The sequence below is a fragment of the Kineococcus rhizosphaerae genome (genome assembly GCF_003002055.1).
GTDB lineage: Bacteria > Actinomycetota > Actinomycetes > Actinomycetales > Kineococcaceae > Kineococcus > Kineococcus rhizosphaerae.
This window is the reverse complement of sequence record NZ_PVZF01000009.1, coordinates 61,082-87,332: the sequence shown is the minus strand read 5'-3', so window position 1 is coordinate 87,332 and position 26,251 is coordinate 61,082. Positions and strand designations below refer to the sequence as shown.

At 75.0% G+C, this 26,251-nt stretch carries 27 protein-coding genes and 1 pseudogene; 16 read left to right on the top strand and 12 right to left on the bottom strand.

Annotated elements, in window-relative coordinates; all coding sequences use genetic code 11:
• Window positions 1-132: 132 nt before the first annotated feature.
• On the top strand, window positions 133-516 hold the full coding sequence (locus CLV37_RS17535) for a hypothetical protein (protein WP_106212754.1): 384 nt from the start codon (window positions 133-135) through the stop codon (window positions 514-516).
• A gap of 4 nt (window positions 517-520) precedes the next feature.
• Here CLV37_RS17535 and CLV37_RS17530 read toward each other — a convergent pair whose 3' ends face one another.
• The 3 genes and pseudogenes from CLV37_RS17530 to cofC form a co-directional block, all read right to left on the bottom strand.
• Entirely contained in the window at window positions 521-1,153 is a 633-nt protein-coding gene (locus CLV37_RS17530) for a suppressor of fused domain protein (RefSeq protein WP_106212752.1), read from the bottom strand.
• An 11-nt stretch (window positions 1,154-1,164) separates the two neighbouring features.
• Window positions 1,165-2,430 (bottom strand): annotated as a pseudogene (gene cofG, locus CLV37_RS17525) (7,8-didemethyl-8-hydroxy-5-deazariboflavin synthase CofG); the annotation flags it as partial.
• A gap of 41 nt (window positions 2,431-2,471) precedes the next feature.
• Window positions 2,472-3,113, bottom strand: a complete 642-nt coding sequence (gene cofC / locus CLV37_RS17520; RefSeq protein ID WP_106212750.1) for a 2-phospho-L-lactate guanylyltransferase — start codon at window positions 3,111-3,113, stop codon at window positions 2,472-2,474.
• 58 nt (window positions 3,114-3,171) lie between these two features.
• Here cofC and CLV37_RS17515 point away from each other — a divergent pair, with 58 nt between their 5' ends.
• The 5 genes from CLV37_RS17515 to CLV37_RS17495 are packed head-to-tail and all read left to right on the top strand — an operon-like array spanning window position 3,172 to window position 7,942.
• On the top strand, window positions 3,172-3,642 hold the full coding sequence (locus CLV37_RS17515) for a molybdenum cofactor biosynthesis protein MoaE (RefSeq protein ID WP_342762286.1): 471 nt from the start codon (window positions 3,172-3,174) through the stop codon (window positions 3,640-3,642).
• 16 nt (window positions 3,643-3,658) lie between these two features.
• Complete coding sequence (locus CLV37_RS17510; RefSeq protein WP_245885466.1) at window positions 3,659-4,666, top strand: FO synthase; 1,008 nt, start codon at window positions 3,659-3,661, stop codon at window positions 4,664-4,666.
• Window positions 4,663-6,117: a flavin-containing monooxygenase gene (locus CLV37_RS28895; protein WP_211298745.1), complete on the top strand. Its 1,455-nt coding sequence runs from the start codon at window positions 4,663-4,665 to the stop codon at window positions 6,115-6,117. Before CLV37_RS17510 ends, CLV37_RS28895 begins: the two co-directional genes overlap by 4 nt.
• Window positions 6,118-6,147: 30 nt before the next feature.
• Window positions 6,148-7,269 carry an L-talarate/galactarate dehydratase gene (locus CLV37_RS17500; RefSeq protein WP_106212748.1) on the top strand — a complete coding sequence of 374 codons (1,122 nt, stop codon included), beginning with the start codon at window positions 6,148-6,150 and terminating at the stop codon, window positions 7,267-7,269.
• Between the two features lie 4 nt (window positions 7,270-7,273).
• The gene (locus CLV37_RS17495) at window positions 7,274-7,942 is read left to right on the top strand and encodes a FadR/GntR family transcriptional regulator (protein ID WP_106212746.1); all 669 of its coding nucleotides are present in this window, start codon (window positions 7,274-7,276) and stop codon (window positions 7,940-7,942) included.
• A 6-nt stretch (window positions 7,943-7,948) separates the two neighbouring features.
• Here the strand turns inward: CLV37_RS17495 and CLV37_RS17490 are convergent, their stop codons facing one another.
• Entirely contained in the window at window positions 7,949-8,206 is a 258-nt protein-coding gene (locus tag CLV37_RS17490; RefSeq protein ID WP_245885465.1) for a MoaD/ThiS family protein, read from the bottom strand.
• Between the two features lie 29 nt (window positions 8,207-8,235).
• On the bottom strand, window positions 8,236-9,342 hold the full coding sequence (gene moaA, locus CLV37_RS17485) for a GTP 3',8-cyclase MoaA (RefSeq protein ID WP_211298743.1): 1,107 nt from the start codon (window positions 9,340-9,342) through the stop codon (window positions 8,236-8,238).
• A 146-nt stretch (window positions 9,343-9,488) separates the two neighbouring features.
• Between moaA and CLV37_RS27710 the strand changes: the two genes are divergently transcribed.
• Window positions 9,489-9,638: a hypothetical protein gene (locus CLV37_RS27710; RefSeq protein ID WP_170127332.1), complete on the top strand. Its 150-nt coding sequence runs from the start codon at window positions 9,489-9,491 to the stop codon at window positions 9,636-9,638.
• A 63-nt stretch (window positions 9,639-9,701) separates the two neighbouring features.
• On the opposite strand, the gene CLV37_RS17480 is transcribed toward CLV37_RS27710, so the two are convergent.
• Complete coding sequence (locus tag CLV37_RS17480; protein WP_106212742.1) at window positions 9,702-9,992, bottom strand: WXG100 family type VII secretion target; 291 nt, start codon at window positions 9,990-9,992, stop codon at window positions 9,702-9,704.
• Window positions 9,993-10,155: 163 nt separating this feature from the next.
• On the opposite strand from CLV37_RS17480, the gene CLV37_RS17475 reads away from it, so the two are divergent.
• The 5 genes from CLV37_RS17475 (at window position 10,156) to CLV37_RS17455 (ending at window position 14,104) form a co-directional block, all read left to right on the top strand.
• Window positions 10,156-10,722 carry a DUF4031 domain-containing protein gene (locus CLV37_RS17475; RefSeq protein WP_106212740.1) on the top strand — a complete coding sequence of 189 codons (567 nt, stop codon included), beginning with the start codon at window positions 10,156-10,158 and terminating at the stop codon, window positions 10,720-10,722.
• A 102-nt stretch (window positions 10,723-10,824) separates the two neighbouring features.
• Window positions 10,825-11,898 carry an acyl-CoA desaturase gene (locus tag CLV37_RS17470; protein ID WP_245885464.1) on the top strand — a complete coding sequence of 358 codons (1,074 nt, stop codon included), beginning with the start codon at window positions 10,825-10,827 and terminating at the stop codon, window positions 11,896-11,898.
• Window positions 11,899-11,935: 37 nt separating this feature from the next.
• A complete protein-coding gene (locus CLV37_RS17465) occupies window positions 11,936-12,760 on the top strand; it encodes a GAF and ANTAR domain-containing protein (protein ID WP_106212738.1) in 825 nt (274 codons plus the stop codon).
• Between the two features lie 62 nt (window positions 12,761-12,822).
• Window positions 12,823-13,542 carry a GAF and ANTAR domain-containing protein gene (locus CLV37_RS17460; RefSeq protein WP_106212736.1) on the top strand — a complete coding sequence of 240 codons (720 nt, stop codon included), beginning with the start codon at window positions 12,823-12,825 and terminating at the stop codon, window positions 13,540-13,542.
• 187 nt (window positions 13,543-13,729) lie between these two features.
• On the top strand, window positions 13,730-14,104 hold the full coding sequence (locus tag CLV37_RS17455; protein WP_106212734.1) for a hypothetical protein: 375 nt from the start codon (window positions 13,730-13,732) through the stop codon (window positions 14,102-14,104).
• Here the strand turns inward: CLV37_RS17455 and CLV37_RS17450 are convergent.
• The 3 genes from CLV37_RS17450 to CLV37_RS17440 form a co-directional block, all read right to left on the bottom strand.
• A complete protein-coding gene (locus CLV37_RS17450) occupies window positions 14,082-15,548 on the bottom strand; it encodes a S1C family serine protease (protein ID WP_106212732.1) in 1,467 nt (488 codons plus the stop codon). The two genes, CLV37_RS17455 and CLV37_RS17450, sit on opposite strands and share 23 nt — an antisense overlap.
• A gap of 88 nt (window positions 15,549-15,636) precedes the next feature.
• The gene (locus CLV37_RS17445; protein ID WP_106212730.1) at window positions 15,637-17,235 is read right to left on the bottom strand and encodes a sensor histidine kinase; all 1,599 of its coding nucleotides are present in this window, start codon (window positions 17,233-17,235) and stop codon (window positions 15,637-15,639) included.
• Complete coding sequence (locus CLV37_RS17440) at window positions 17,232-17,951, bottom strand: response regulator transcription factor (protein ID WP_106212728.1); 720 nt, start codon at window positions 17,949-17,951, stop codon at window positions 17,232-17,234. The genes CLV37_RS17445 and CLV37_RS17440 overlap by 4 nt, the downstream gene beginning before the upstream one ends.
• Window positions 17,952-18,033: 82 nt before the next feature.
• On the opposite strand from CLV37_RS17440, the gene CLV37_RS17435 reads away from it, so the two are divergent.
• The 4 genes from CLV37_RS17435 to CLV37_RS17420 all read left to right on the top strand — a co-directional run bounded on the left by CLV37_RS17435 (window position 18,034) and on the right by CLV37_RS17420 (window position 22,409).
• Window positions 18,034-18,846 (top strand): HipA family kinase, encoded by an 813-nt coding sequence (locus CLV37_RS17435; RefSeq protein WP_245885463.1) that lies wholly within the window; start codon window positions 18,034-18,036, stop codon window positions 18,844-18,846.
• Window positions 18,839-19,240: a DUF3037 domain-containing protein gene (locus CLV37_RS17430; protein WP_106213101.1), complete on the top strand. Its 402-nt coding sequence runs from the start codon at window positions 18,839-18,841 to the stop codon at window positions 19,238-19,240. Before CLV37_RS17435 ends, CLV37_RS17430 begins: the two co-directional genes overlap by 8 nt.
• A gap of 37 nt (window positions 19,241-19,277) precedes the next feature.
• Window positions 19,278-21,323: a M3 family metallopeptidase gene (locus CLV37_RS17425; RefSeq protein ID WP_106212726.1), complete on the top strand. Its 2,046-nt coding sequence runs from the start codon at window positions 19,278-19,280 to the stop codon at window positions 21,321-21,323.
• 63 nt (window positions 21,324-21,386) lie between these two features.
• Window positions 21,387-22,409 carry an NADPH:quinone reductase gene (locus tag CLV37_RS17420; protein WP_106212724.1) on the top strand — a complete coding sequence of 341 codons (1,023 nt, stop codon included), beginning with the start codon at window positions 21,387-21,389 and terminating at the stop codon, window positions 22,407-22,409.
• A gap of 20 nt (window positions 22,410-22,429) precedes the next feature.
• Here the strand turns inward: CLV37_RS17420 and CLV37_RS17415 are convergent, their stop codons facing one another.
• The 3 genes from CLV37_RS17415 to CLV37_RS17405 form a co-directional block, all read right to left on the bottom strand.
• On the bottom strand, window positions 22,430-23,650 hold the full coding sequence (locus tag CLV37_RS17415) for a S53 family peptidase (protein WP_146149457.1): 1,221 nt from the start codon (window positions 23,648-23,650) through the stop codon (window positions 22,430-22,432).
• A gap of 68 nt (window positions 23,651-23,718) precedes the next feature.
• A complete protein-coding gene (locus CLV37_RS17410) occupies window positions 23,719-25,389 on the bottom strand; it encodes a DNA repair helicase XPB (RefSeq protein ID WP_106212720.1) in 1,671 nt (556 codons plus the stop codon).
• 36 nt (window positions 25,390-25,425) lie between these two features.
• Window positions 25,426-26,187: a hypothetical protein gene (locus tag CLV37_RS17405; protein WP_106212718.1), complete on the bottom strand. Its 762-nt coding sequence runs from the start codon at window positions 26,185-26,187 to the stop codon at window positions 25,426-25,428.
• Between the last annotated feature and the right edge of the window lie 64 nt (window positions 26,188-26,251).

Below are 26,251 nucleotides of genomic sequence, written 5' to 3'. Positions count from 1 at the left end.
CCGGAGGGCCGCCCTCGTGGCGTTCTGCGCCCCCCTTTCCCCACGCGAAGCACACCTCGCGCCCTCTGAGAGCACTCCGGAGGGTCCGAGGTGTGCTTCGCGCGGGAAGGGGGGAGGGCTAGCGTTCCGGGGATGGCGACCTACGACGACGTGGCGCGGATCGCGGCCGGGCTGGCCGAGGTCGGCGAGGGCGAGCGCCGGGGCGGGCGCGCCTGGGCCGTGGCGGGGCAGGACTTCGCGTGGGAGCGGCCGTTCACGAAGGCCGACGTCAAGCGGTTCCGGGCCGCCGACCCGCCCGTCGAGGCGCCCGCGGGCCCGATCCTGGCCATCGCCTGCGCCGACCTCGCCGAGAAGGACGCCGTCCTCGCCCAGGGCGTGCCGGGCGTGTTCGACACGCAGCACTTCAGGGGCTACCCCGCCTACCTCGTGGCCCTGGAGCGGGTCTCGGACGAGGACCTGCGGACGGCGCTGCAGGACGGGTGGGCGGCGAAGGCCCCCGACCGGCTGCTGCCGTGAGGGCTCAGACGACCGCGTCGCGCCGCACGTCGTAGAACGGCAGCTCCGCGGCCTCGAACCGCTGCTCCAGGGCGTCGAGGCCGTGCTCGAGCAGGAACACCCGCTCGCTCTCGTGCACGGGGACGGCCTGCAGCCAGTGGACGTCGAGGTCGGGTGCGAGCGGGTAGCGGCTGAGGTGGTCGAAGTTGCCCGGCGTCGTGAGCAGCAGGTGCTCGGTGCGCCCGCCGAGCAGGTCGGCCACGATCCCGGGGAAGACCGTCCCCGGCGACAGCGGCCACGGTTCGCCGATGGCGGCGAACGCCGAGGCGACCAGCAGACCCGTCGCCAGCCGGCGCTCGACGTCCTCGAGCACCGTGACGAGCTCGACGCGCACGTCCGTGCTGCCCACCACGTTCGGGTACCGGTGCATGGACAGCGTCGAGACCGACGTGAAGCCCGGCGCGGGGGCGTCCACGGCCGTCATGACGTCCAGCAGCAGCGTCTCGTCGCGGCTGAGGAAGTCCTCGATCTCGGGCCGGCCGTCGGGGGCGAGCTGCTCCCCGACGAACCGCGCCATGCGGACCTCGGCATCGCTGGGCTCGGCGAACCCGCCCGCCGCCGGTCCCCGGTCCGCTCCGTCGCGGCCCTCCTCGCTCACGCGGCCACCCGGCCGACGGGGACGGCCGCCTCGCGCGCCAGCCCCGTGACGGGGTCGGCGAGCGCCGCGACGGCCCCGTGCAGGTCGGGGTGGATCCACGTGTCGCGGCCCGCGAGCGCGTCCAGCACGAACCGGGGGTGGGCGGTGAGGCGCTCGGCGAGCCGGAACCCGGCCTCCCGGGTGGTCGCGGCGAGGTCGTCGAGCTGGGGCCAGGGCCGTTCGGGGTTGACGTGGTCGGGGGTCAGGGGGGAGACCCCGCCCCAGTCGTCGACGCCGGCCTCGAGGAGCTGGCGCCGCTGGGCCGGGTCGGACAGGTTCGGCGGGGCCTGCAGGGAGACCCCCGAGCCCAGCAGGAGCCGGGAGACGGCGAGGGTGGCGATGTACTCGGGGTGCTCGAGGTCGGCCTCGCCGCGCATGGCGGTGTCGTCCTTGGCGCGGAAGTTCTGCACGATGACCTCCTGGATCCCGCCGAACTCCTCGACCACGTCCTTGATCGCCAGGACCGAGTCGACGCGTTCGGCGTAGGTCTCCCCGATGCCGACGAGGACGCCGCTGGTGAAGGGGACCCCGGCGCGGCCGGCGTCGCGCAGGACCCGCAGCCGCAGGTCGGGGTCCTTGTCGGGGGAGCCGAAGTGGACCTGCCCCGGTTCGAGCCACAGGCGCTTCGAGGTCGTCTCCAGCATCATCCCCATCGACGGCGCGAGCGGCCTGGAGGCCCGCAGGACGTCCAGCGACATGACGCCGGGGTTCAGGTGCGGCAGCAGGCCGGTCTCGTCGAGGACGCGGCGGGCCAGGTGCTGGACGTACTCGATCGTGGAGGCGAAGCCCCGGGCGCTGAGCCACTGCCGGGCGGCGGGCCAGCGGTCCTCGGGGGCGTCGCCGAGGGTGAACAGCGCCTCCTTGCAGCCGGCGCCGGCCCCGTCGCGGGCGATGGCCAGGACGTCGTCCTCGGACAGGAACAGGACGGGCAGCCGGCCGGGGACGGTGGCGAACGTGCAGTAGTGGCAGCGGTCGCGGCACAACCGGGTGATGGGGACGAACACCTTGCGGGAGTAGGTGATCACCCCTGGGTGCCCGGCGCGCTCGAGGGTCTCGTCGCGGACCGGGCGGGCCAGGGCGCACAGCTCGGCGAGGTCGTCGCCGCGGGCGTGCAGGAGGACCTCGGCGTGCTCGCGGTCCAGGGCGCCGCCCCGGGCGGCGCGCAGGGCCGCGGTGATCCGCGCGGGGGCCGGGGTGTCCTCGGCGGGAGCGGCGTGGCGGGCACGGGGCGTCGGCAGGGTGGTGCTCACGGTGGGGGTCTCTCCGGGGGGCAGCAGGGTCAGCAGGGTCGGCCGGCGCACTCGGCGAGCAGGCCGTGGGGCAGGGCGTCCCGGGTGCGGGGACCGACGCCGAGGCTCAGGGCGCCGGCCAGGTCGGTGAGGGTGTCGACGTCGCGGCGCAGCGAGGGCAGGTCCGCGGACAGCGCGTGCGCCCCGGCGTCGAGGTGGCGGCGCGCGGAGCCGGGACCGAACCGGTGCGGCACGTCGCCGGCCACATCGGCCAGCAGGACGCTGCCGGTGCCCTCGGCGTCGGTCACCAGGGCCGGGCCGGGTGCGCTCAGGGCCTCGTCGAGGGCGGCGGCCAGGTCCGCGGGCCGCAGCGCCGGGACGTCGCCCAGCAGGACGGCCGTGGGGCCCCGCTCCAGGCTCGCCAGGCCCGCGTCCAGGGCCTGCGCCAGGCCGGGCCGGCCCGGGGAGACCGTCACCGCGCCGACCGCGCGGGCAGCCGCCAGGACGTCGCGGTCGTCGCTGACGCACACCACCAGTCCCACGCCCGGGGTGGCCAGGCACGCCTCCAGGCAGTCCAGGGCCATGGCCAGCGCGAGAGCGCGTCGCGGCCCGGGGGGCAGCGCCAACCGCGTCTTCGCCTCGTCGCCGCCCTTGACCGGGACGACGATCCGCCAGCCGCTCACGTGCGTCACCGGGGGAGTCTCCCCCACGATCGGTGGCCTGGGAACACCTACCCTTGCACTCGTGCAGATCGAGGAGCAGCACGAGGTGCCGACCCCGGGGCGCCTGAGCGCGCCCGCCCGTCGCGTCGTGCGGACCGCCGTGAGCGGCGAACCGCTCGACGTCGCCGAGCACGCGGACCTGGTCGGGGCCGCCGCCGCGGGCGCCGTCGTCACGTTCGCGGGGGTCGTGCGCGACCACGACCACGGGCGCGCGGTCCGCGAGCTGGAGTACGTGGGGCACCCCAGCGCCCCCGACGTGCTGGCCGCCGTCGTCGCCGAGGTCGCGGCGGGGCTGGACGTGGACGCGGTCGCGGTCAGCCACCGCCTGGGGCACCTGGTGATCGGGGACGTGGCGCTCGCCGTGGCCGTCTCGGCGGCGCACCGCCAGGAGGCGTTCGCGGCGTGCGCGCGGCTGGTCGACGAGGTCAAGGACCGGCTGCCGGTCTGGAAGCACCAGCACTTCACCGACGGCACCTCCGAGTGGGTCGCCTGCCCCTGAGAGCTAGCCTCGGGCGGTGCCCGACCACCTGCTCGACGCTCTCGCCGTGGCCGCCGACGATCCCGCGCAGCTGTCCGACGACCACGCGCTCGCCCTGCTGGGCGCCGACGGCGACGACCTCGAACGGCTCGCCGCGACCGCCGACGCGCTGCGGCGGGCGCGGGTGGGCGACGACGTGACGTTCGTCGTCAACCGCAACCTCGACGCCGAGCGCGTGGGCGCCGACCTGCACCACGTCCGCGACCTCGTCGCCGAGGCGGTCGGCCTGGGGGCCACCGAGGTCTGCGTCCAGGGGCCCGTCCCGGTCGCCGCCGGTCCCAAGGGGTACCTCGAGCTGGTGCGCGCGGTCCGCGAGGCCGGTCCGGGGGTCCACCTGCACGCCTTCCGGGTGCCCGAGGTGCTCGACGCGGCCCACCGGCGCGGGTCCACGGTCCGCGAGTTCCTCCTCGCCGCGCGCGACGCGGGTCTGGGCTCGGTGCCGGGGACGGCGGCGAAGGTCCTCGACGACGGCGTGCGGACGCGGCTGAACGGGGGCGTGCCCGACCTGCCCGTCGCCGAGTGGGTGCGCGTGCTGACCACGGCCCACGAGGTCGGGCTGACCTCCACGTCGGTCCTCGTGCACGGCGGCCCCGAGACCGGCGCGCAGCAGGTCGCGCACCTGCGGCTGCTCGCCGCGATCGCGCGCCGCACGGGGGGCGTCACCGAGTTCATCGCGATGCCTGCGCCCTGGGGGGACCCGTCGCCGCGCGCCGTGCGGGCCCTGCACGCGGTGGCGCGGCTGCTGCTGGACGGGGCCGTCGACCACGTCCAGGTGGCGTGGCCCAAGCACGCGCCGGGACTGGTCACCCAGCTCCTGGCCGGCGGGGGCGACGACCTCGGCGGGCTGCTGCTCGACGGCGTCCTCGACCCCGCCGCGGGGCAGGAGGCCGGGACGACGCTGACCCGGCAGCGGGCGGCGGCGCTCACGGGTGGCCGTCCGCTGCGGCAGCGGACGACGCGGTACGGCCGGCCGGCCCCGGTGTGAACGACCGGGAGCTGCCCGGTGCCGTGGTCGACGTCGCGGTCGTCGGGGCGGGTTTCGCCGGGCTCGGCGCGGCGATCCGGCTGCACCGCCGGGGGCGGGAGAGCTTCGTCGTCCTCGAACGCGCCGGTGAGGTCGGCGGCACGTGGCGCGACAACACGTACCCGGGGGTGGCCTGCGACGTCCCCTCGCACCTGTACTCGTTCTCCTTCGCGCCCGAACCGGGCTGGTCGCGGGTGTTCGCGCCGGGCGCGGAGATCCAGCGGTACCTGCGGGAGCGGGCGCGGGAGGTCGCCGGGCACGTCCGGCTGGGCTGCGAGGTCCTGCGGGCCCGCTGGTCCGGGCGCTGCTGGGAGCTGGAGACGTCGCGGGGCCCGGTCCGCGCGCGGGTCCTGGTGCTGGCCGCGGGGCGGCTCACCGAACCCCGGATCCCCGACGTCGAGGGCCTGCCGGAGTTCGGCGGCCCGGTGTTCCACACCTCCCGCTGGGACCACTCGGTCGACCTCGCCGGGGCGCGGGTGGGGGTCGTGGGCACCGGAGCCTCGGCCGTCCAGGTCGTCCCGGAACTGGCGGGCACCGCGGCGCACGTCAGCGTGTTCCAGCGCAGCGCGCCGTGGGTCGTCCCCCGCGGGGACCGGCCGTTCGGCGCCGACGAGCGGGCCGGTTTCGCGGCCGAGCCCGCCCGGGCGGCGGCGCTGCGGGAGCGGACGTTCACGGACATGGAACGCGGCCTGGGGGCCCGCCGGCTGGAACCGGTGGCGCTGGAGGCGTTGCGCCGCAGGGCGTCGGACCACCTCGAAGCGCAGATCGAGGACCCCGGGCTGCGGGCGGCGCTGAGGCCGGACTACGAGATCGGCTGCAAGCGCGTCCTGCTGTCGGACACGTTCTACCCGGCGCTGACCCGCCCGGACGTGACGCTCGTGCCGTCCGCGGTCCGGTCGGTGGCGTCGGGGTCGGTGACCGCGGCGGACGGGTCGCGGCACGCGCTCGACGTCCTGGTCCTGGCGACGGGTTTCCACTCCACGGTGCAGCCCTACGCGTCCCGGGTGCTGGGGCGCGACGGGGTCCCGCTCGCGCGGGCCTGGGAGCGGGGGATGGTCTCGCACGCCTCGACCGTGGTGCACGGGTTCCCGAACCTGTTCGTCCTCGACGGCCCGAACGCGAGCCTGGGGCACAACTCGGCGGTGCACGTCATCGAGAGCCAGGTCGGCTACCTGCTGGGGGCGCTGGACCACCTCGCCGCCCGCGGGGGAGCCCTGGAGGTGAGCCTGTCGGCGCAGCGGGCCTACACCGCCGAGATCGACGCGCGGGCGGCCGAGTCGGTGTGGCTGCGGGGCGGCTGCGAGAGCTGGTACGTGGACGCCCGCAGCGGGCGGCTGACGCTGCTGTGGCCGGACACGGCGACGGAGTTCCGACGTCGCAACGGCACGTTCGACCCCGCGCCCTTCTTGTAGGACAAGCGGGTCGACTTGTACGATGAGCGGGTGGACAGCATCCGGTACGTGGAACTCTCGACCGCCACCCTGCCGCTGGCGACCCCGATCAGCGACGCCAAGGTCCTGACCGGCCGGCAGCGGCCCATGACCGAGATCGTGTTCCTGTTCGCGCAGATCCGCACCGAGCAGGGTTTCGAGGGGCTGGGGTTCAGCTACTCCAAGCGTGCGGGCGGCCCGGCGCAGTACGCCCACGCCCGCGAGGTCGCCGCGGACCTGCTGGGGGAGGACCCCAACGACATCGCGAAGGTCTACACCAAGCTCCTGTGGTCGGGGGCGTCCGTGGGGCGCAGCGGGGTCGCCACGCAGGCCATCGCGGCCCTGGACATCGCCCTGTACGACCTGAAGGCCAAGCGCGCCGGGCTGTCCCTGGCCAAGTTCCTGGGCTCGCACCGCGACTCGGTCCGCACCTACAACACCTCCGGGGGTTTCCTGCACGCCCCGCTGGAGGAGGTCCTCGCGCGGGCCGACGAGTCGCTGGCCGCCGGCATCGGGGGCGTCAAGATCAAGGTGGGGCAGCCGGACCAGCGCGAGGACCTGCGCCGGCTGACCGCCGTCCGCGAGCACCTGGGGCCCGACGTGCCGCTCATGGTCGACGCCAACCAGCAGTGGGACCGGACGTCGGCCCTGCGGATGGGGCGGGCGTTCGAGGAGTTCGGCCTGGTCTGGATCGAGGAACCCCTCGACGCCTACGACGCGGTCGGGCACGCCGACCTCGCCCGCGCCCTGGACACGCCCATCGCGACGGGGGAGATGCTCTCCAGCGTGGGGGAGCACCTGGCCCTGGTCGAGCACCGCTCGGCCGACGTCATCCAGCCCGACGCCCCGCGCATCGGCGGCATCACCCCCTTCCTGCGGCTGGCCGCGATCGCCGACCAGGCCGGGCTCGACCTGGCTCCGCACTTCGCCATGGAGATCCACCTGCACCTGGCGGCGGCCTACCCGCGCGAACCGTGGGTCGAGCACTTCGAGTGGCTGAACCCGCTGTTCGAGGAACGCCTCGAGACGGTCGACGGGCGCATGGTCGTGCCCGACCGCCCCGGGCTCGGGTTCACCCTCACCGACCAGGCGCGGGCCTGGACGACGGACTCGGTCTCCTTCGGGGCGCGGTGAGGCGGTGACGACCCGCACCCAGCACCTCGTCGACGTCCTGCGGTTCCGCATCGTCGAGGGCGAGCTGGTGCCGGGACAGGCCGTCCCCTCCGAGAGCGAGCTGGTCGGCGAGTTCGGGGTCTCGCGCACCGTGGTGCGCGAGGCGATGTCCCGCCTGCAGGCCGCCGGTCTCGTGGAGACCCTGCGGGGCAAGGGGTCCTTCGTGCTCGCCCGCCCCAGCGAGGAGAGCTTCGGGGTCGACGTGGCGGGGCTGCGGTCGGTGCCCGAACGCGTCGAGCTGCTCGAGTTCCGGCTCGCGGTGGAGACCGAGGCCGCGGCCCTGGCCGCCGCACGCCGCGACGAGGGCCGCCTCGACGCGCTGCGGCGGGCCGCGACGGCGTTCGCGGACGCCGCCGACCGCCCGGCCGACGCGGTCGGAGCCGACTTCCGGTTCCACGCCGCCGTCGCGGCCGCCTCGGGCAACCGCTACCTCCTCGACGTCCTGCGGACGCTGGGGGAGCCGATGATCGCCATGCCCGCGGCCCGGCTGCGGTCGGGGACGGACACCGTCGCGGACGTCGTCGCCGAGCACGACACCGTCCTGCGGGCCGTCGAGCGCGGGGACGTCGAGACCGCCCGGGCGGCCATGCGGGTCCACCTCGCGAACTCGATCGCGCGGCTCGCCCGGCGCTGAGCCGCCTCAGCCCCCCGCGAAGGGGGGCAGCACATCGAGGGTGGCCCCGTCGTGCAGGACGTCCCCGGGGCGGGCGGCGACGCCGTCGACGAGGAAGCTCGCCGCCGTCAGCACGCGGGCCAGGGCGGGGTCGCGGTCGCCGAGCGTCGAGACCAGCTCGCCGAGGGTCTGCGGCCCGGTCAGCGAGAGCTCCTCGGTCTCGTGCCCGGCGGCCGCGGCCGCCCCGGCGAAGAACCGGATGGACAGCGTCACGTCCTCGTTCACCTTCCGTTCACTGTGGAGGCTCTGGCCACTCAGCCGCCGATGGCGCTCATGGGGCGGGTGGGGTGCAGGAACCCCGGGTCGTCGATGTCGTGCCCGGGCAGCTTGCCCCACATGGCCGCGCGCCAGGTCGCCGCGAGCACTGCGTCGTCGGCCCCCTCGCGCAGGGCACCGCGCAGGTCGGTCTCCGAGGTGGAGAACAGGCAGGTCCTGACCTGGCCGTCCGCGGTCAGGCGCGTCCGGTCGCAGTCCCCGCAGAACGGGCGGGTGACGGAGGCGATGACGCCGACGTCCCCGAGGTGCGCTCCCGACGCGTCCACGACGTCCCAGGTCTCGGCGGGGGCGGCCCCGCGGGCCGTGCCCGGACGGGGGACGAGGGTGAACTCCCGGTGCAGCGCAGCGAGGATCTCCTCGGCGGTGACCATGTCCGAGCGCTGCCAGCTGCCGTGCGGGTCCAGCGGCATCTGCTCGATGAAGCGCAACCGGTAGCCGGCGTCCAGGGCCCAGCGCAGCAGGCCGGCGGCCTCGTCGTCGTTCGTGCCCCGCAGCAGGACGGCGTTGACCTTCACCGGCGCCAGGCCGGCGTCCGCGGCGGCGGCCAGGCCGGCCATGACGTCGGCGTGCCGGTCGCGGCGGGTGATCTGTGCGAACCGGTCGGGGTGCAGGGTGTCGAGGGAGACGTTGACGCGGGTCAGCCCCGCCGCGGCCAGCTTCGCGGCGCGGCGGGCCAGGCCGATGCCGTTGGTCGTCACCGACGTCCGCACGGTCTCGCCGGCCGCGGTGCGCAGCTGCGAGGTCGCCGCGACGATGTCCTCCAAGCCCTTGCGCAGGAGCGGTTCACCGCCGGTGAAGCGGACCTCGTGGATGCCGAGGTCGTGCACCGCCAACCGGATCAACCGGACGATCTCGTCGTCGGTGAGCACTCGCTCGTCCGCCAGCCACGGCAGCCCCTCGGGTGGCATGCAGTAGTGGCAGCGCAGGTTGCAGCGGTCGGTCAGGGAGACCCGCAGGTCCCGGGCCACCCGGCCGTGCCGGTCGAGCAGGTCACCCGTCGTGGAGCGGGGGTCGGCAACGGTCAGCGCCCGAGCCTCCGGGCTCGCGGCGCGCACCCGCGGAAGACCCAGATCGACCGTCGTCACGGGCCCAGGGTAGGTCGCTTCCGGGGGCGCGCCGAACGGGATCACCAGCCGTGTGGCACTGCTCACATCGAGTGAAGCGCGTCACGAGTTGCTCGAAAACCGGTCAGATCCGCTAAGGTGAACACCAGATGAACAGGAGGTGGCACATGGCCAACATCGGAACGAAGACCGCGCCGCAGGCGAGCAGCACGCCCGTCATGCACTGGGTGACCGTCCGCGACACCACCGGCCGCCCGCACCTGGAGATGCGCTGGAGCATCCCCGGGGCGCACGCGCCGCTGTCGCGCGCCGCCTGACCCACGGGTCCCCGACCGCAGGCCCCGCCCACCCGGCGGGGCCTGCGGTGCGTCCGGGCCCGCTCAGGAGGCGAACATCCGGGCGTTGGCCGCCTCGACGTCGGCGTACTGCCGGCCGGCCTGCGCCAGGGCCCGCTGGATCTCCTCCAGCGACCCGCGGACGCGGTCCTGGGTCTGGCGCCACTGCGCCGACAGGTTCGCGAACCCGCTGGCCGCCTGCCCCTTCCAGCACGACTCCAGGTCGAGCAGGTGGCGCATCATCCCCTCGACCTCGGCCGCGAGGTTGGTCGCCGAGCTCGCCACCGCCGTGCTGGCCTGCTCCACGCGTGCGCTGTCGACCTCGAACCGGCTCATGGCATCCTTCCCTCCCCGCGGCACCCGCGGACTGCACGGACCGCCCCGGTGGGCGACCTGCGGGAAACCTAGGACGACGGCACGACGGGAGGCGGGAGTTGTCCACAGCAGCAACGGGTCCGGCCCCGCGAGTGGACCCTGTGCACACCGGGACGACCACCGCGTGAGCGTCCTCGTCGACACCGCGCGCGTCCCCGCTCACGGACGGTGGTGGGCCCACCTGGCCAGCGACACCTCCACCGCCGAGCTGCACGCCTTCGCCGACCGGCTCGGCGTCCCCCGCCGCGCCTTCGAGGGCGACCACTACGACGTCCCCGTCGAACGGGTGCCCGCCGCCGTCGACCTCGGGGCCGAGCTCGTCACGACCCGCGAGCTCATCGCCCGCCTGCGCGCCGCCGGTCTGCGCACGCCCAAGCGTCGCGGGGAGAAGGTGCTGTCCACCGCCGTCGTCGACGGCCACCGCATCGACGTCGTGCGCGCCGCCACGGTCCCCGAGCCCCACGGCACCCACCGGCTCGCCCGGCGGTGCGGCGACGGGGTCCTGCTCGGCGCCGACGGTGACCTCCCCGTCGCGGACCGGCTCGTCGGACCCGTGGCCGGCTTCCGCCGGCGGTGGTCGCGCACCGCGCAGGGCGTCGACCTGCGCCACGACGGGGTCCTGCTGCCCGACGGACCGATCCCGCACCGGCCGCCCGGTCACTGGTGGTCGCTCCTGCTGCACCAGGACTGAGCCGATCCGGGTGCGCCCGCCTCCGGGGCGTGGTCCACTGAGATCCGTTGATGTGTTGCCCCGGACCCGGTCGCGCGTCGTACCGCGTCGAAGGGGATCACCGTGACCACGACCGTCGACCAGGCGTCTCCGGCGGCCCGCCCGAGCGGCGTCGCCCTCTACCGGGCCCTGGCCCAGGAGGTGCGCGAGCGCGGGCTGATGCGTCGTCGGCCCGGCTGGTACGCCGGCCACACCGCCGCGTGCGCCGCTGCCCTGGCCGCCCTCGCCGTCGCCGTCGTGCTGCTGGGGAACACGTGGGCCGTCCTGGCGCTCGCGCCGGTCGTGGCGGTCGTCGTCAGCCAACTCGCCTTCCTGGGGCACGACGCCGCCCACCAGCAGGTCTTCACCCGGCCGGTGGCCAACGAGGTCGCCGCCCGCGCGCTGGCCGCCGGTTGCGCCGGCCTCAGCTACGGCTGGTGGCTGGGCAAGCACGGCGTCCACCACACCGCACCGAACCAGCGCGGGCGCGACACCGACATCGAGTCCAAGGCGCTGGCCTTCTACCCGGAGGCCATGTCCGCCAAGGGCCGGCTGCAGCGCCGGATCCTGCGCCGGCAGGGCCTGCTGTTCTTCCCCCTGCTCCTGCTGGAGGGCTTCAACCTGCACGTGGACAGCGCCCGGGCCCTGCTCTCCCGCGCGCACCGCCCGCGGCGGGTCGTGGACGCCACGCTCGTGCTGACCCGCTGGGCCGCGTACCTCCTGCTCCTGTCGTCCGCTCTGACCCCGGGCAAGGCAGCCGCCTTCGTGGCGGTCGACCTCACCTGCTTCGGGGTCCTGCTCGGCGGCGCGTTCGCGCCCAACCACACAGGGATGCCGGTCCTGCAGCCGGGTGCGCGGATGGACTTCCTGCACCGACAGGTCACCGCCTCGCGCAACGTCAGCGGGGGCTGGTGGGTCGACCTCGTGATGGGCGGGCTGAACCACCAGGTCGAGCACCACCTGTTCCCGAGCATGCCCCGTCCGACGCTGCGCCAGGTGCGACCGCTCGTGCGGGACTTCTGCCGCCGTCACGACGTCCCCTACACCGAGACCACGTTCGCGGGAGCCTTCCGCGCCGTGGTGCGGCACCTGGACACCGTCGGCCTGGCCGGGCGGCGCGACAGGTCCTGCCCGCTGGCGGCACGCCTGCGCTCGTGACGTCCACCACCCCACCGGACCTGTACGGTCGGAACGGGTGATCACGGCCGCGTGCGCGGTCCTCGTGCCGCAGACCCGCACCAGCAGGACGACGGCACGGGGAAGGGCGGCAGCGGTGGGCGACACCGAACGCGTCCGCGCCATCCTCCTCGAGCTCGCTCCGCCCGGTACCCGTCCCCAGGACCTGCCGCAGCGACTGGTCGACGCCTGCGACCAGGCCCTGACGGTCAGCGGCGTCGGTCTGGCCCTCATGACGAGCGAGGCGGTCCCGGCGGGCCTGGTGGCCGCCTCCGACGAGGTCGCCAGGACCCTGGAAGACCTGCAGTTCACCCTCGGCGAGGGGCCCTGCCTGGACGCCTCGCGCACCGGGCGCCCCGTCCTGGTCCCGGACCTCGCCAGCGCCGACCGCCTGGTCGGCGGCCGGGCACGGTGGCCGGGTTTCGCCGCCGCGGCGATCGGTGCCGGCGCCGCCGCGGTCTTCGCCCTGCCGTTGCGCATCGGGCTCATCAGCATCGGCGTGCTCGACCTGTACCGCGACCGGGTGGGCCCCCTGGACCGGGCCGAGCTCGCCGAGGCCCTGGCCTACGCCACGGCCGCGAGCAGGATGCTGCTCACCCTGCGGACCCCGCCGGAGGACACTGGTGGTGAGCCCGCCTGGCACGTCCCGCTGGCCCACGACCGGGCCGTGGTCCACCAGGCGACCGGCGTGATCAGCGTCACCGCGCAGGTCGACCTCGCCGACGCCCTCGTGCTGCTGCGCGCGCGGGCCTGGAAGGACGACCGTCCCGTCGACGAGGTCGCCGCGGACGTGGTGGCCGGCCGGCTGCGCTTCGGCCCCGACACCGCGTGGAGCCCGGGGTGAGCGCCCGGGTCGACCCCCCGCCGCACGACGAGCACACAGGACGAACGAGGGAGGAGGGGACCGTGAGCGAGCAGCGCACCGCGCAGGTCTTCGTGGAGCTGGCCGACACCCTGGTGGACGACTTCGACATCGTCGACTTCCTGCACGTCCTCACCGAGCGGTGCGTGGAACTGCTGGGCGTCGGCGCGGCGGGGCTGATGCTGTCCGACGAGCGGGGACGGTTGCGGGTCGTCGCCGGGACGTCGCAGACGACCCGGGACCTGGAGCTGTTCGAGCTGGAGGTCGAGGAGGGGCCCTGCGTCGACACCTTCGCCACCGGACGGGCCATCCGCAACGTGGAGATCGACACCGAGTCGGCGGGGCGGCGGTGGCCGCGGTTCTGCGCGGCGGCCCGCGCCGCGGGGGTGGCCCACACCTCGGCCCTGCCGATGCGGTTGCGGGGGGAGGTCATCGGCGCCCTCAACCTCTTCGCCGACGGCCCGACCGACCAGGCCGGTCTGGACCTGGGGCAGGCGATGGCCGACATCGCGACCATCGGGCTCATCAACGAGCGGTCGCTGCGGGAGAGGACGCTGCTGTCCGAGCAGCTGCAGGCCGCCCTGAACAGCCGCGTCGTCATCGAGCAGGCCAAGGGGGTGCTCGCCGCCCGGCTGGACACCACGGTCGAGGACGCCTTCACGCGTCTGCGCCGCCACGCCCGCCGCGAGGGGACCACCCTGACCGCGGTCGCCGCCGCCGTCATCGCCGGCGACCTGCGCCTGGACCTGCCGCGCCGGCCCTGAGGGGTTCTGCGCCACCCTTGCCGGGGGGAGGAGGACGGGCCTAGCCTGCCCGGAACGCCACCCCGGACCCGGTCGCGCGACCGCTCAGCCGACCCGGGAGACGACGCGTGCGCACCCACACCACCTCGACGCGAGCCGACCGCCCCCACCGCCGGCAGGCGGTCCGACGGCCCCGGGAGCAGCGGCCGTGAAGTTCGACGGTCCCTCGTCGGCCCCCTCCACGACCGGGTTCCGCAAGCGCCGGCCGGTGCGTCCCGAGCCCGAGCCCGAGCCCGAGCCCGCTCGCGCCCGCGTCGCCACACCCCCTGACGACCTCGCGCTGGAGCGGTGGTGGTGGGAAGCCCCCGCCGACCAGCGCTCGCTGGCGCTGTCGCTGCCGGCGGAGAACCCCCTGCCCGAGGACCTGGTCGTGCCGCTGCTGCTGCACGGCGTGCTGGTGCAGGACGCGCAGCGACGAGCCGGTCCCGTCCCGCAACCGGCGCACCTGCGGCGGTTCCTCGACGAGGTGCGCCGGATGCAGGACGGGGGAGAGGGACCGGTCAGTCCTGCGCGCGTGCCGTGAGCGTCGCCTTCAGCGTCTGCTCGGCCCCGCCGCGCACGACGGTGAGCTCGACGGTGCTGCCCACGGCCTTGCCGCGGATCGTCGCCGTCAGGGAGTCGGCCCCGTCGGTGTTCACGCCGTCGACGGCCGTGATGACGTCACCGGCCTTGACCCCGGCGTTGGCCGCGGGCCCGCCGTCGGTGACGGCCGCCACCTGGGCGCCCTCGCGGGTCACGTCGCCGACCGTCGCGGTGGCCGACTGCTGGGACAGGCTCACCCCGAGCAGCGCGTGCTGCGCCGTGCCGGTCTTGATGAGCTGGTCGGCGATCATCTTGACCTCGTTGGAGGGGATCGCGAACCCGAGGCCGATGCTGCCGGACTGGCTCGAGGACGACGCGGAGCTGAGCGAGGCGATCGAGGAGTTGATCCCGATGACCTTGCCGGAGGAGTCCAGGAGCGCGCCGCCGGAGTTGCCGGGGTTGATCGCCGCGTCGGTCTGGATCGCGCTGGTGGCCACCGTCTCCGCCGCCGACTGCTGCTGCTGACCGCCGAACTGCCCGAACGGGTCCTGGGACTGCTGCTGCGACTCGTCCTCGGCCTGGGTGACGACCGGGCGGTTCAGCGCCGAGACGATGCCCGTCGTCGCGCTGCCCGACAGGCCCAGCGGGTTGCCCAGCGCCATCACGGCCTGCCCGGCGACGACGTCGTCGGAGTCCGCGAACGTCGCGGCCTTCAGGTCGCCCGGCGGGTCCGTCAGCTGGATGACCGCCAGGTCGGTGGCGGGGTCGGTGCCCTTGATGGTCGCGGCGTACTCCCGGCCGTCGGACAGCGTCACCTTGATCGAGGCGCCCGTGCCCAGGCCGGAGACGACGTGGTTGTTCGTCACCACGTAGCCGGAGGAGTCGTAGACGATCCCCGAGCCCTCCGCCTCGCCGGACTGCCCGGTCACGGTCACCGACACTACGCTCGGCGCGACGGCGCTCACGACGGCCTGCCAGTTCACGGTCGTCTCGCTGACGCCCTGGATCTGGGTGCTCGCCGAGCCGGTGGACGAGGAGGTCGTGCCCGTGGTCGCCGACTGGCCGAACGCTCCCGTGAGCCCGGCGGTCAGCAGGCTCGCCGCGACGGTGCAGCCCACGGCGATGCCGGCGACGCCCAGCCAGCCGGGGGAGCGGCGCGGGCCGCGACGACCGCCGCCACCACCGCCGCCACCCTCACCGCCGCCGCCGTTCGGCGGGGTCGGGCCGCCGGGGGTCGTCCACGGGTCGTGCTGCCCGTACTGCCCGTACCCCTGGTCGCTGGGCTGCTGGTACGGCCCCCGGTTCCAGTCCCAGGGCTGCTGGGGCTGGGTCGGGCTGGAGTCGCCGTAGCCGCCGGACTGGTTGTCGCGGGCCGTGGTGGTGGCGACCCCGGACGAGGGGTGGCCGCTGCCGGCGGTGGTGTCGCGCTCGTCGGGGCCGTTCATCGGTGCTCACCTCTGCGAGTAGGTCCTGGGCTTGTCCACTCCCATTGACGGACACTCCGCTGCAGGCGCACCTGGAAGCGACTGGGACCTAGCTGTGAATGCCCGCCCCGCCCGCGTCCGCGTCGTCGTCCGCGTCGTCGTCCGCGTCGTCCCCGTCCTCGGGTCCGGGCTGCAGGGCGTGCTCGTCGGCGCGGAACCGCACCCGGAACGTCGCCCCCCCGCCCTCGGTGGGCAGCACCGACACCGTGCCGCCGTGCAGGTCCACGATGGTCGCGACGATCGCCAGCCCCAGCCCGGAACCGCCGCCCGTCCCGCGCCGGCGCGAGGAGTCCACCCGGTAGAAGCGTTCGAAGACCTTGTCGGCCTGGTCAGGCGTCAGCCCCGGCCCGTGGTCGCGCACCTCCACGACCGACTCCGGGCCCGACGGTCCCCGCACCCGGCCCACGGCCACCTCGATCGGAGTCCCCGCCGGGGTGTGGTGCACGGCGTTGGCCAGCAGGTTCGTCAGCACCTGCCGCATGCCGGCCTCGTCGGCCAGCACCACCGCCGAACTCGGGCCGACCCCCTCGTGGACCCCCGTCAGCCGCACCGTCCGGTCCGGCGCCAGCGCCCGGGCGTCGTGGACGCAGTCGGAGGCCACCACGACGAGGTCCACGGGCTCGCGGCGGGTCGTGCGCGTCCGCTGGGCCTCGTCGAGCCGGGCCAGCGCCAGCAGGTCCTCCACCAGCCGCCCCAGCCGCGTCGACTCGCCCTCGATGCGCCCCATGACGTGCGCGACGTCGTCGGGTTCGCGCACCGCGCCCTGCCGGTACAGCTCCGCGAAGCCCCGGATCGCCGCCAGCGGCGTGCGCAGCTCGTGGCTGGCGTCGGCCACGAACCGGCGCATCTGGTCCTCCGAGCGCTGCCGGGCGCCGAACGAGGCCTCGATCTGCGCCAGCATCGTGTTCAGCGCCGTCGACAACCGGCCGATCTCGGTGCCGGCCGGTGCGGCGGGCACGCGCCGCGACAGGTCCCCGGCCGCGATCGCCGAGGCCGTCCGCTCGATGTCGTCCAGGGGGCGGAAGCTGCGGCGGATCGCCAGGACGGCGAAGAACCCCCCGAGGACCAGCGCCCCGGCCGCCACGGCCAGGGCCACCGTCCGGAAGTCGGACAACGTCCGGGTGGCTCCCGACAGGGGCAGCGCGACGGCGATGTTCTTCGTCGTGGGACTGCCGCTGACGCTGGCGGTGAAGACCAGCACCCGCCAGGGGTCGCCCCCGTCGGCGTCGGGCACGGTGAACGGGTCGTCGCCGTGGGCCGCGACGTACGCCGTCGTCAGCCGCGGCAGGGCCGGTGCCTTCAGGCACCGGTGCTGGTCGTCGACCTGGCAGGCCGCGACCGGGTCGGTGCCGTCGGAGTCGCTGAGCTGGACGTAGAAGTCGGACAGCTGCAGCGCCTGACCCGTGGACTGGTTGAACACCGGGAAGGCGCTGTAGATCGCGACCTTCCCCTTCTCGATGAGCTGCTCGTCGACCTGGGTTCGCAGGTTGCGCTGCAGCAGCTGCAGCGACACCACGCTCGTGACGCTCATCGCCAGCACCAGCAGCACCACGACGATCACCAGCAGCCGCACCCGCAGGGGCAGCCGCGACTCGGCGGCCAGGGCGCGCGCCCGCGCCCCGCGCAGCCGTCCGGCGAACCGGGTCATCCCACCGTCTGCGGGACGCGCAGGACGTACCCCACGCCGCGCTTGGTGTGGATCAGCGGTTCCAGGCCCTCGGTGTCCAGCTTGCGGCGCAGGTAGGAGATGTACGACTCCACGATCCCCGCCTCGCCGTTGAAGTCGTAGTCCCACACGTGGTCGAGGATCTGCGCCTTCGACAGCACCCGGTTCGGGTTCAGCATCAGGTACCGCAGGAGCTTGAACTCCGTCGGGGACAGCTCCACCTCCCGGCCCGCCCGGCGCACCTCGTGGGAGTCCTCCTCGAGCTCGAGGTCGTGGAACACCAGGCGCCCCGTGTCCGCGCCCTCGGCCGCGCCCGTGCGGCGCAGCACCGCGCGGATGCGGGCCACGACCTCCTCGAGGCTGAACGGCTTCGTCACGTAGTCGTCGCCGCCGACCGTGAGCCCGGCGACCTTGTCGGCGGTGTCGTCGCGCGCGGTCAGGAACAGCACCGGGACCGGCCGGCCGCGTTCGCGCAGCTTGCGCGTCACGGTGAACCCGTCCAGGTCGGGGAGCATGACGTCGAGCACGACCAGGTCGGGGCGGAAGTCCTCGGCCAGCTTCAGCGCCTCGGCGCCGTCGGCGGCCGAGGCGACCTCGAACCCGGCGAAGCGCAGACTGGTGGCCAGCAGTTCGCGGATGCTCGGCTCGTCGTCGACGACGAGCAGGCGGGCCTCCGGAGCAGAACTCGCAGATCTCACACCGGTCAGTCTGCGCCCGCAGCCTGGGAGCGGGCTGGGGACCCGCCCGGAGCGGTGGGTGGGAAGTGCGAAGATCGGGTCCGTGCCGCCTCCGAAGCCGCCCGCCGCCCTGCGCCGGGTGACCGCGACCCGCTACGTGGTACCGCTGCGCGAGGGCGGCAGCATGCCCGGGGTCTGCGAGGCCGACGACCTCGGGACCTACGTCGTGAAGTTCCACGGCGCCGGGCAGGGCCGGCGCGTCCTGGTCGCCGAGGTCCTCGCCGCGGCGCTCGCCGGCGCCCTGGGCCTGGAGGTGCCCGAGCTCGTCGTCGCCGACGTCGACCCCGTCATCGGCCGCGGCGAGCCCGACGAGGAGGTCCAGGACCTGCTGCTGCGCTCCCCGGGGGCCAACCTCGGCATGGACTTCCTGCCCGGGGCGCTGTCCTTCGACCCGGCCGTGGACCCCGTCGACCCGGACTGGGCGGCGCGCGTGCTGTGGTTCGACGCCTTCGTCCTCAACGTCGACCGGTCCTGGCGGAACCCGAACTCGCTGTGGTGGGGTGCACGGCCCTGGCTCATCGACCACGGTGCGGCGTTGTACTTCCACCACGACTGGCCCCGCGCCGCCGCCAGCGTCGACCGTCCGCTGCGGCACGCCGAGGACCACCTGCTGCTGCGGGCCGCGGCGCCCGTGGCCGCTCTGGACTGCGCCGCCGCGCTGACCCCCGAGGTCCTGCGCGCGGCCGTCGACGCCGTCCCGGACGTGTGGGTCGAGGACGAGCCCGGGTTCGACTCCGCCGCCGCGCTGCGCACGGCCTACCTGGACTGGTTCACCGCGCGCCTGGCCGCCACGGGATGGGTCGAGGACCTGGCCCGCGTGCAGCGCGAGCACGGTGGGGGGGCCTCCCGTGGCTGAGCCGGCCGGGCTGGACGTCTTCGAGTACGCCGTCGTGCGCGTCGTCCCGCGCGTGGAGCGCGCCGAGTTCCTCAACGCCGGGATCGTGCTGTGGTGCCGGCAGCGCGAGCACCTGCAGGCCCGGACCGTCCTGGACCCCGACCGCCTGCGCGCCCTCGGCGCCGACCTGGACGTCGAGGCCTTGAGGCGGCACCTGCGGGCCCTGGAGGGCGTCTGCGCGGGCGACCCGGCCGCCGGGGCCGCCACCACCGAGGCCAAGGGGGCCCGCTTCCGCTGGCTCGTCGCCCCCCGCTCGACGGTCGTGCAGACCTCGCCGGTGCACTGCGGGCTGACGGCCGACCCGGCCGCCGAGGTCGACCGGCTGCTGGCGGCGCTGGTGCTGCCCGCGCGCTGACGGCGCCGGCGCGGCGGCGGTCGGGCAGTATCGGTCCATGGCCCCCGAACCCGCGCTGAGCCCCGAGAACCCGTTCGCCGCCGCGAGCGACCTGCCCTTCGCCGTGCCGCCGTTCGACCGGATCCGCGTCGAGCACTACGCCCCGGCGTTCGAGGCCGGGATGGCCGGGCACCTCACCGAGCTCGACGCGCTCCTCGCGCAGGACCCGCCGGCCGCGGCGTTCCTCGACGGCCTGGAGGCCGCGGGGCAGCTGCTCGCCCGCGCCGAGGCCGTGTTCTTCAACCTCGTCGGCACCGACGCCGACGACGCCCTGCGGGCCGTGCAGGCCGAGTACTCGCCCCGGCTGTCCGCCCACCACGACGCGGTCCGGCTCGACCCGCGCCTGGTCGCCAGGGTCGCGGCCCTGCACGAGGACCCGCCGGCGGACCTGGACCCCGAGCAGCGCCGGCTGCTGGACCGGCTGCACCGCGACGCGGCCCGCTCCGGGGCCCTGCTCGACGCCGCGGGCCAGGCCCGGCTGCGCGAGCTCAACGAGGAGCTGTCCACCCTCACGACCGCCTTCGACGTCGAGCTGCTCGCCGACACCAACGACCTCGCCGTCCGGTTCACCGACGCCGCCGAGCTCGAGGGGCTGTCCGCCGCCGAGCTCGCCCGCGCCGCCGACGGCGACGGGTACCTCCTGCCGCTCGTCCTGCCCACCGGCCAGCCCGTGCTGGAGTCCCTGCACCGCAGGGAGTCCCGTCGTCGGGTGCACGAGGCGTCGGTGCTGCGCGGCGGCCGCGGCGGCGACCACGACACCCGCGCGACCCTCCTGCGGATCGCGGCGCTGCGCGCCGAGCGCGCCGCCCTGCTCGGCCACCCCGACCACGCCTCCTGGGTGGTGGCCGACGAGACCGCCGACGATGTCGAGGCCGCCGTCGGCATGCTGCGCCGGCTCGCGCCCGCCGCCGTCGCCAACGCCCGCCGCGAGGAGGCCGAGCTCACCGAGCTCCTGCACGCCGACGGGTTCGAGGGCCCGCTGCAGCCCTGGGACTGGGCCTACTACGCCGAACGGCTGCGCCGCGAGCGGTTCGCCGTCGACGCCGAGGCCCTCAAACCCTGGTTCGAGCTCGACCGCGTCCTCGTCGACGGCGTGTTCGCCACCGCCACCGCCCTGTACGGGCTGACGTTCACCGAACGCACCGACGTGCCCACCTTCTCCGCCGACGTGCGCGCCTTCGAGGTCGCCGACGCCGACGGCCCCCTCGGGCTGTACCTGTTCGACCCCTACGCCCGCGCTTCCAAGCGCGGCGGGGCGTGGATGAGCTCGTTCGTCGAGCAGTCCCGCCTGCTCGGGACCCGGCCCGTCGTCGTGAACTGCCTCAACGTGCCCAAGCCCGCCGCGGGCGACCCGGCGCTGCTGACCGTCGACGAGGTCGAGACGCTGTTCCACGAGTTCGGCCACACCCTGCACGGGCTGCTGTCCGACGTGCACTTCCCCCGGTTCTCCGGGACCAGCGTCCCCCGAGACTTCGTCGAGTTCCCCTCCCAGGTCAACGAGTTCTGGGGCTTCGAACCCGAGGTCCTCGCCGGGTACGCCAAGCACGTGGAGACCGGCGAACCGCTGCCCGCCGACGACGTCGCGAAGCTGCGCGCCGCCCGCGGGTACGGGCAGGGCTTCTCCACCACCGAGTACCTGGCCGCGGCCCTGCTGGACCAGGCCTGGCACCGCGTCGGCCCCGGTGCCCTCGACGGGGCCGTGCCCGACGAGGTCGGCCGGTTCGAGGCCGCGGCCCTGGCCGAGGCCGGGGTCGCGCTGGAGACCGTCCCCCCGCGCTACCGCAGCACCTACTTCCACCACGTCTTCGGCGGCGGCTACGCGGCCGCGTACTACTCCTACGTGTGGAGCGAGGTCCTCGACGCCGACACCGTCGAGTGGTTCGCCGAGAACGGGGGACTGCGCCGGGAGAACGGCGACCACTTCCGGCGCACCGTCCTGGCCCGCGGCGGCAGCGTCGACCCGCTGGAGGCCTACCGCGAGTTCCGCGGCCGCGACGCGCGGATCGAACCGCTGCTGCGCCGGCGGGGGCTGGCCGACGCCTGAGCGGTGCCCCGCCGCGCCCGCACGGGCCGGAACACCTCGTGCGGGTGCGGGGTTCGCCCCCACGTGAAGTCCATCAGGTACTCCCAGACCGGTCCGTCCTCCGTCCTGTCCCTGGCCGAGCGCCCCCTGCCCGAACCCGACGCGGGCGAGGTGCGGCTGCGCGTCGTCGTCTCGGGGGTGAACCCCACCGACTGGAAGTCGCGCTCGGGGGCCACCGGCACGCTGGCCTTCGAGGAGGCCACCCCCAACCAGGACGGGGCGGGCGTCGTGGACGCCGTCGGCCCCGGCGTGCCCGACCTCGCCGTGGGGGACCGGGTGTGGACGTGCATGGCCGCCCAGGGCCGGCCCACCGGCACCGCCCAGGAGTTCACCGTCCTGCCCGCCGACCGCGTCACCCGGCTGCCCGACGGCGTCTCCTTCGACGTCGGCGCGGCCCTGGGCGTGCCGGCCGTCACGGCGCACCGTGCCCTGACCGTCGCCGAGGACGGCCCCCGCCGGCTGGCCCCCGGAGCGCTCACCGGCCGCACCGTGCTCGTCTCCGGCGGCGCCGGGGCCGTCGGGCACGCCGCGATCCAGCTCGCCCGCTGGGCCGGGGCCACCGTCGTGACGACGGTCAGCGGCCCGGAGAAGGGCCGGCTGGCCACGGCCGCCGGAGCCCACCACGTCGTCAACTACCGCGAGGGCGACCCCGCCGCCGAGATCCGCGAGATCGCCCCCGACGGCGTCGACCTGGTCGTCGAGGTCGCCCTGGCCCAGAACCTCGCCCTCGACCAGGCCGTGATCCGCCCGCGCGCCTCGATCGCGAGCTACGCGAACGACGGCGGCGACGGCGTGAACGTCGACATCCGCCCGCACATGGTCCTCAACACGCGCCTGCAGTTCATCCTCATGTACACGATGGGCGCCGAGGCGCTGGCCGCCGCGGCCGAGGACGTCACCGCGGCCGCGCGCGACGGCGCCCTCGGCGTCGGGGAGGAGCACGGGCTGCCGCTGACCCGCTTCCCGCTGGAGCGCACGGCCGACGCCCACGACGCCGTGGAGGGCGGCGTCGTGGGCAAGGTCCTCATCGACGTCGCCGACGCCTGAGGCTCACGAACGGCTGAGGCTCACGGCTGCAGCCGGCCGGCGGAGCGGACGAGGGCGAGCACGGCCTGCGCGACGTGCTCGTCCTCGCCCGCGTGCTCGCGCTGGGCCCAGTCGCGGACGCGCTCGTCGGCCCAGAACGCCGCCACCGGGTCCGCCGCCTGCGCCGCCACGGGTTCGCCCTCGCCCAGGACGGCCAGCAGCCGGGACCCGTCCACGACGCCGAAACCCGTCGTGGCGTCCCGGCCCGGACCGGCGCGGAAGGTGCCGTTGTCGCCCGAGGTCACGTCGAAGCACACCGTCGGGTGCGCCGGGACGACCGTCAGCGGGTCCCACGCCCGGCCCGTCAGCTGCTTGGTGAGCAGGTACAGCGCCGCGTACAGCGGTGCCACCGCCGACGTGCCGCCGATCGCCGCCTCCTGGCCGTCGACCCGCACGGTGTAGCCCGTGACGGGGTCGGCGTTGCCCGCCACGTCGGGCACGTTGCGGCCCGGGAAGAACACGCTCGTACCGCCCCCGGTCGCGCTGGAGCGGTCGTTGTCGTCCCACACGACCTCGGCGGCGCGGGCCCCGGAGGCGTCGACCGTCAGCCGGGTCCCGCCGCACCCGACCGCGTTGGGGGAGGAGGCGGGGAAGTCGACGTGGTCCTTCCCGTCCCCGCCGGAGTCCTGCGACCCGGTGTCGCCGGCGGCCACGAACACCGGCACGCCCGCGCGGCGCGCCGAGGCGAGCACGGCGTCGAACGCCGTCACGGCCGCGGCGTCCCAGTGGTTCTCCGGGCCGCCCCAGGAGATCGAGACGACGTCGACGCCGTCGGCGACCGCCTGCGACACCGCCTCGCGGAACCCGGCGTCGGTGTTCGGGGCGAAGTAGACGCGCTGGGCGGCACCCGGGGCGACGGCCGCGATGACCTCGACGTCCAGCATGACCTCGCCGTCGGCGCCGTCCGCGCCGTCCGAGGCCGGCTGCGCGCCGTCCACGGACACGCTCGTGACGTCCGGGACGGCCAGGCCGCGCTCGGTGAGGTAGGTCCGCAGGTCGTCGGTGCCCACCGCGCCGCCGAGCTCGACGATCCCGACGCTCAGCCCCGACCCGTCGGCCCGGTCGATCGGGTACGCGTAGGCGCGCGCCACGTCCCGGGCGGACGCGAACGGCCTCGACGCCGCCCGGGGCAGGCGGATCCTGGACCGCCGGGCGGTGCCGGTGGAGGGCTCGGCGGGGGAGGGGTGCGCGGTCTCGGCCATGGACCGCACAGTGCCACCGCCCGCCGGCGGCGCCACCGGGAACGCGTCAGGACCGCGTCAGAGCAGGGTCAGGGCAGGACGCCGTCGGCGTCCGGGACCCCGCCGTCGATGTCGTCGGCGTCCACGATCCGGTACGCGTAGCCCTGCTCGGCCAGGAACCGCTGCCGGTGGGCGGCGAAGTCCTGGTCCTTGGTGTCGCGCGAGACGACGGTGTAGAACCGCGCCGCCCCGTGGTCGCCCTTGGGACGCAGGACCCGGCCCAGGCGCTGGGCCTCCTCCTGGCGGGACCCGAACGAGCCCGACACCTGGATGGCGACCTTCGCCTCCGGCAGGTCGATCGAGAAGTTCGCGACCTTGCTCACGACGAGCGTCGTGATCTCCCCGTGCCGGAACGCGTCGAACAGCCGCTGGCGCTCCTTGACGGACGTGTCGCCCTTGATGACGGGCGCGTCGAGGCGCTCACCGAGGTCGTCGAGCTGGTCGATGTACTGACCGATGACCAGCGTCGGCTGGCCCCGGTGCTGCTCGACGAGCTTCTCCACCACGCGGGACTTCTCCAGCGACGTCGAGCACAGCCGGTACTTCTCGTCGTCCTCGGCCGTGGCGTAGGCCAGGCGCTCGGAGTCGGGCAGGGTGACGCGGACCTCGACGCAGTCGGCGGGCGCGATGTACCCCTGCGCCTCGATGTCCTTCCACGGCGCGTCGTAGCGCTTGGGGCCGATGAGGGAGAACACGTCGCCCTCGCGGCCGTCCTCGCGCACCAGCGTCGCGGTCAGGCCCAGCCGGCGCCGGGCCTGCAGGTCGGCCGTCATCCGGAAGATCGGCGCCGGCAGCAGGTGGACCTCGTCGTACACGATGAGGCCCCAGTCGCGGGCGTCGAAGAGCTCCAGGTGCGGGTACACGCCCTTCCGCTTCGTCGTCACGACCTGGTACGTCGCGATCGTCACGGGCCGGATCTCCTTGCGCGCCCCCGAGTACTCGCCGATCTCGTCCTCGGTCAGCGACGTGCGCTTGACCAGCTCGTCGCGCCACTGCCGGGCCGAGACGGTGTTCGTCACGAGGATGAGGGTCGTCGCGCGGGCCCGGGCCATGGCGGCCGCCCCGACGATCGTCTTGCCCGCGCCGCAGGGCAGGACGACGACGCCGGACCCGCCGTGCCAGAAACCCTCGACGGCCTGGTCCTGGTACGGGCGCAGGCTCCAGCCGTCCTGGGCCAGGTCGATCGAGTGCGCCTCGCCGTCGACGTACCCGGCGAGGTCCTCGGCGGGCCAGCCCAGCTTCAGCAGCACCTGCTTGAGGTTGCCGCGCTCGCTGGGGTGCACCAGGACCGTGTCGGGCGCGACCTTGGCCCCCAGCAGCGGGGCGACCTTCTTGCTGCGCATGACCTCCTCGAGCACGGGAGCGTCGAGGGAGTGCAGCACCAGCCCGTGCGCCGGGTCCTTGACCAGCTGCAGCCGGCCGTAGCGGGCCATCGTCTCGGCCACGTCGACCAGCAGCGCGTGCGGGACGGAGTAGCGGGAGAACTCCAGGAGGGTGTCGACGACCTGCTCGGCGTCGTGCCCGGCCGCGCGCGCGTTCCACAGGCCCAGCGGCGTCAGCCGGTAGGTGTGGACGTGCTCGGGGGCGCGTTCGAGCTCGGCGAAGGGCGCGATCGCCGCCCGGCACGCCGCGGCGCGCGGGTGGTCGACCTCGAGCAGCAGCGTCTTGTCGCTCTGGACGATGAGGGGGCCGTCGGTCACCTGGTGGTCAACTCCGTGGGGGTCGGGGAACTTCCGTCAGCGCCGGAAGAGGACGTCGACACCGCCGGTGTCGAAGGTGGAGCCGGAGTCGAAGCCGCCGTTGGAGGCGGCGACGGCGATGACGATCCCGAGGACCACGACACCGAGGACGACGAGCCCGATGTTGACCCAGGCGCAGATCTTCCCGGCCAGCAGGTACCCCAGACCCCGCTTCGCCCCGTTGGCCGCCACGATGTCGCGCCGGGCCCCCGGCGTGAGGGCCAGGGACACGATCGAGGCGATCCACCCGAGCGTCCCGGCCGTCAGGAGGGTCAGGGCCAGACCGCCGACGGCCGTCCACAGGACCGCGTGCGCCATGGGCGCCACGGGCGGCTGCTGGCCGGCGTAGCCGTACTGCTGGTTGCCGTACTGCTGGTTGCCGTACTGGTCCGTGTACTGCTGGTTGGCGTACCGCTGGTCGGGGTACTGCTGGTTCTGCTGGGCGCCGTACTGAGTGCCGTACTGGCCGCCGGGCTGCTGGCCGTAAGGCTGGCCGGGCTGCTCACCGTACGGCTGTCCGGACGGGGACGACGAGGACCAGGACTGCTGCTGCTCGCCGTACCGCGGCAGGCTCTCGGTCGGCGGCGTCTGCGCCGGGTTCGCCCGGGTGGCGTCGTCCGCTCCACCCGTGCGGTACGGGTCGTGCGCGTCACCCGTGCCGGGGCCCTGACCGGCCGCGTACGGGTCCTGCGGGGCCTGTTCCGGGTCCGGCTTCTCCCACCAGGACCGCTGTCCCTCGCCCTGCCCGCTGTCGCTCATGGTGGTCCGCGCTCCGATCCAAGGTGTGCCGCTCGTCCGGGGTCCGACGCTAGCCCACACCTCC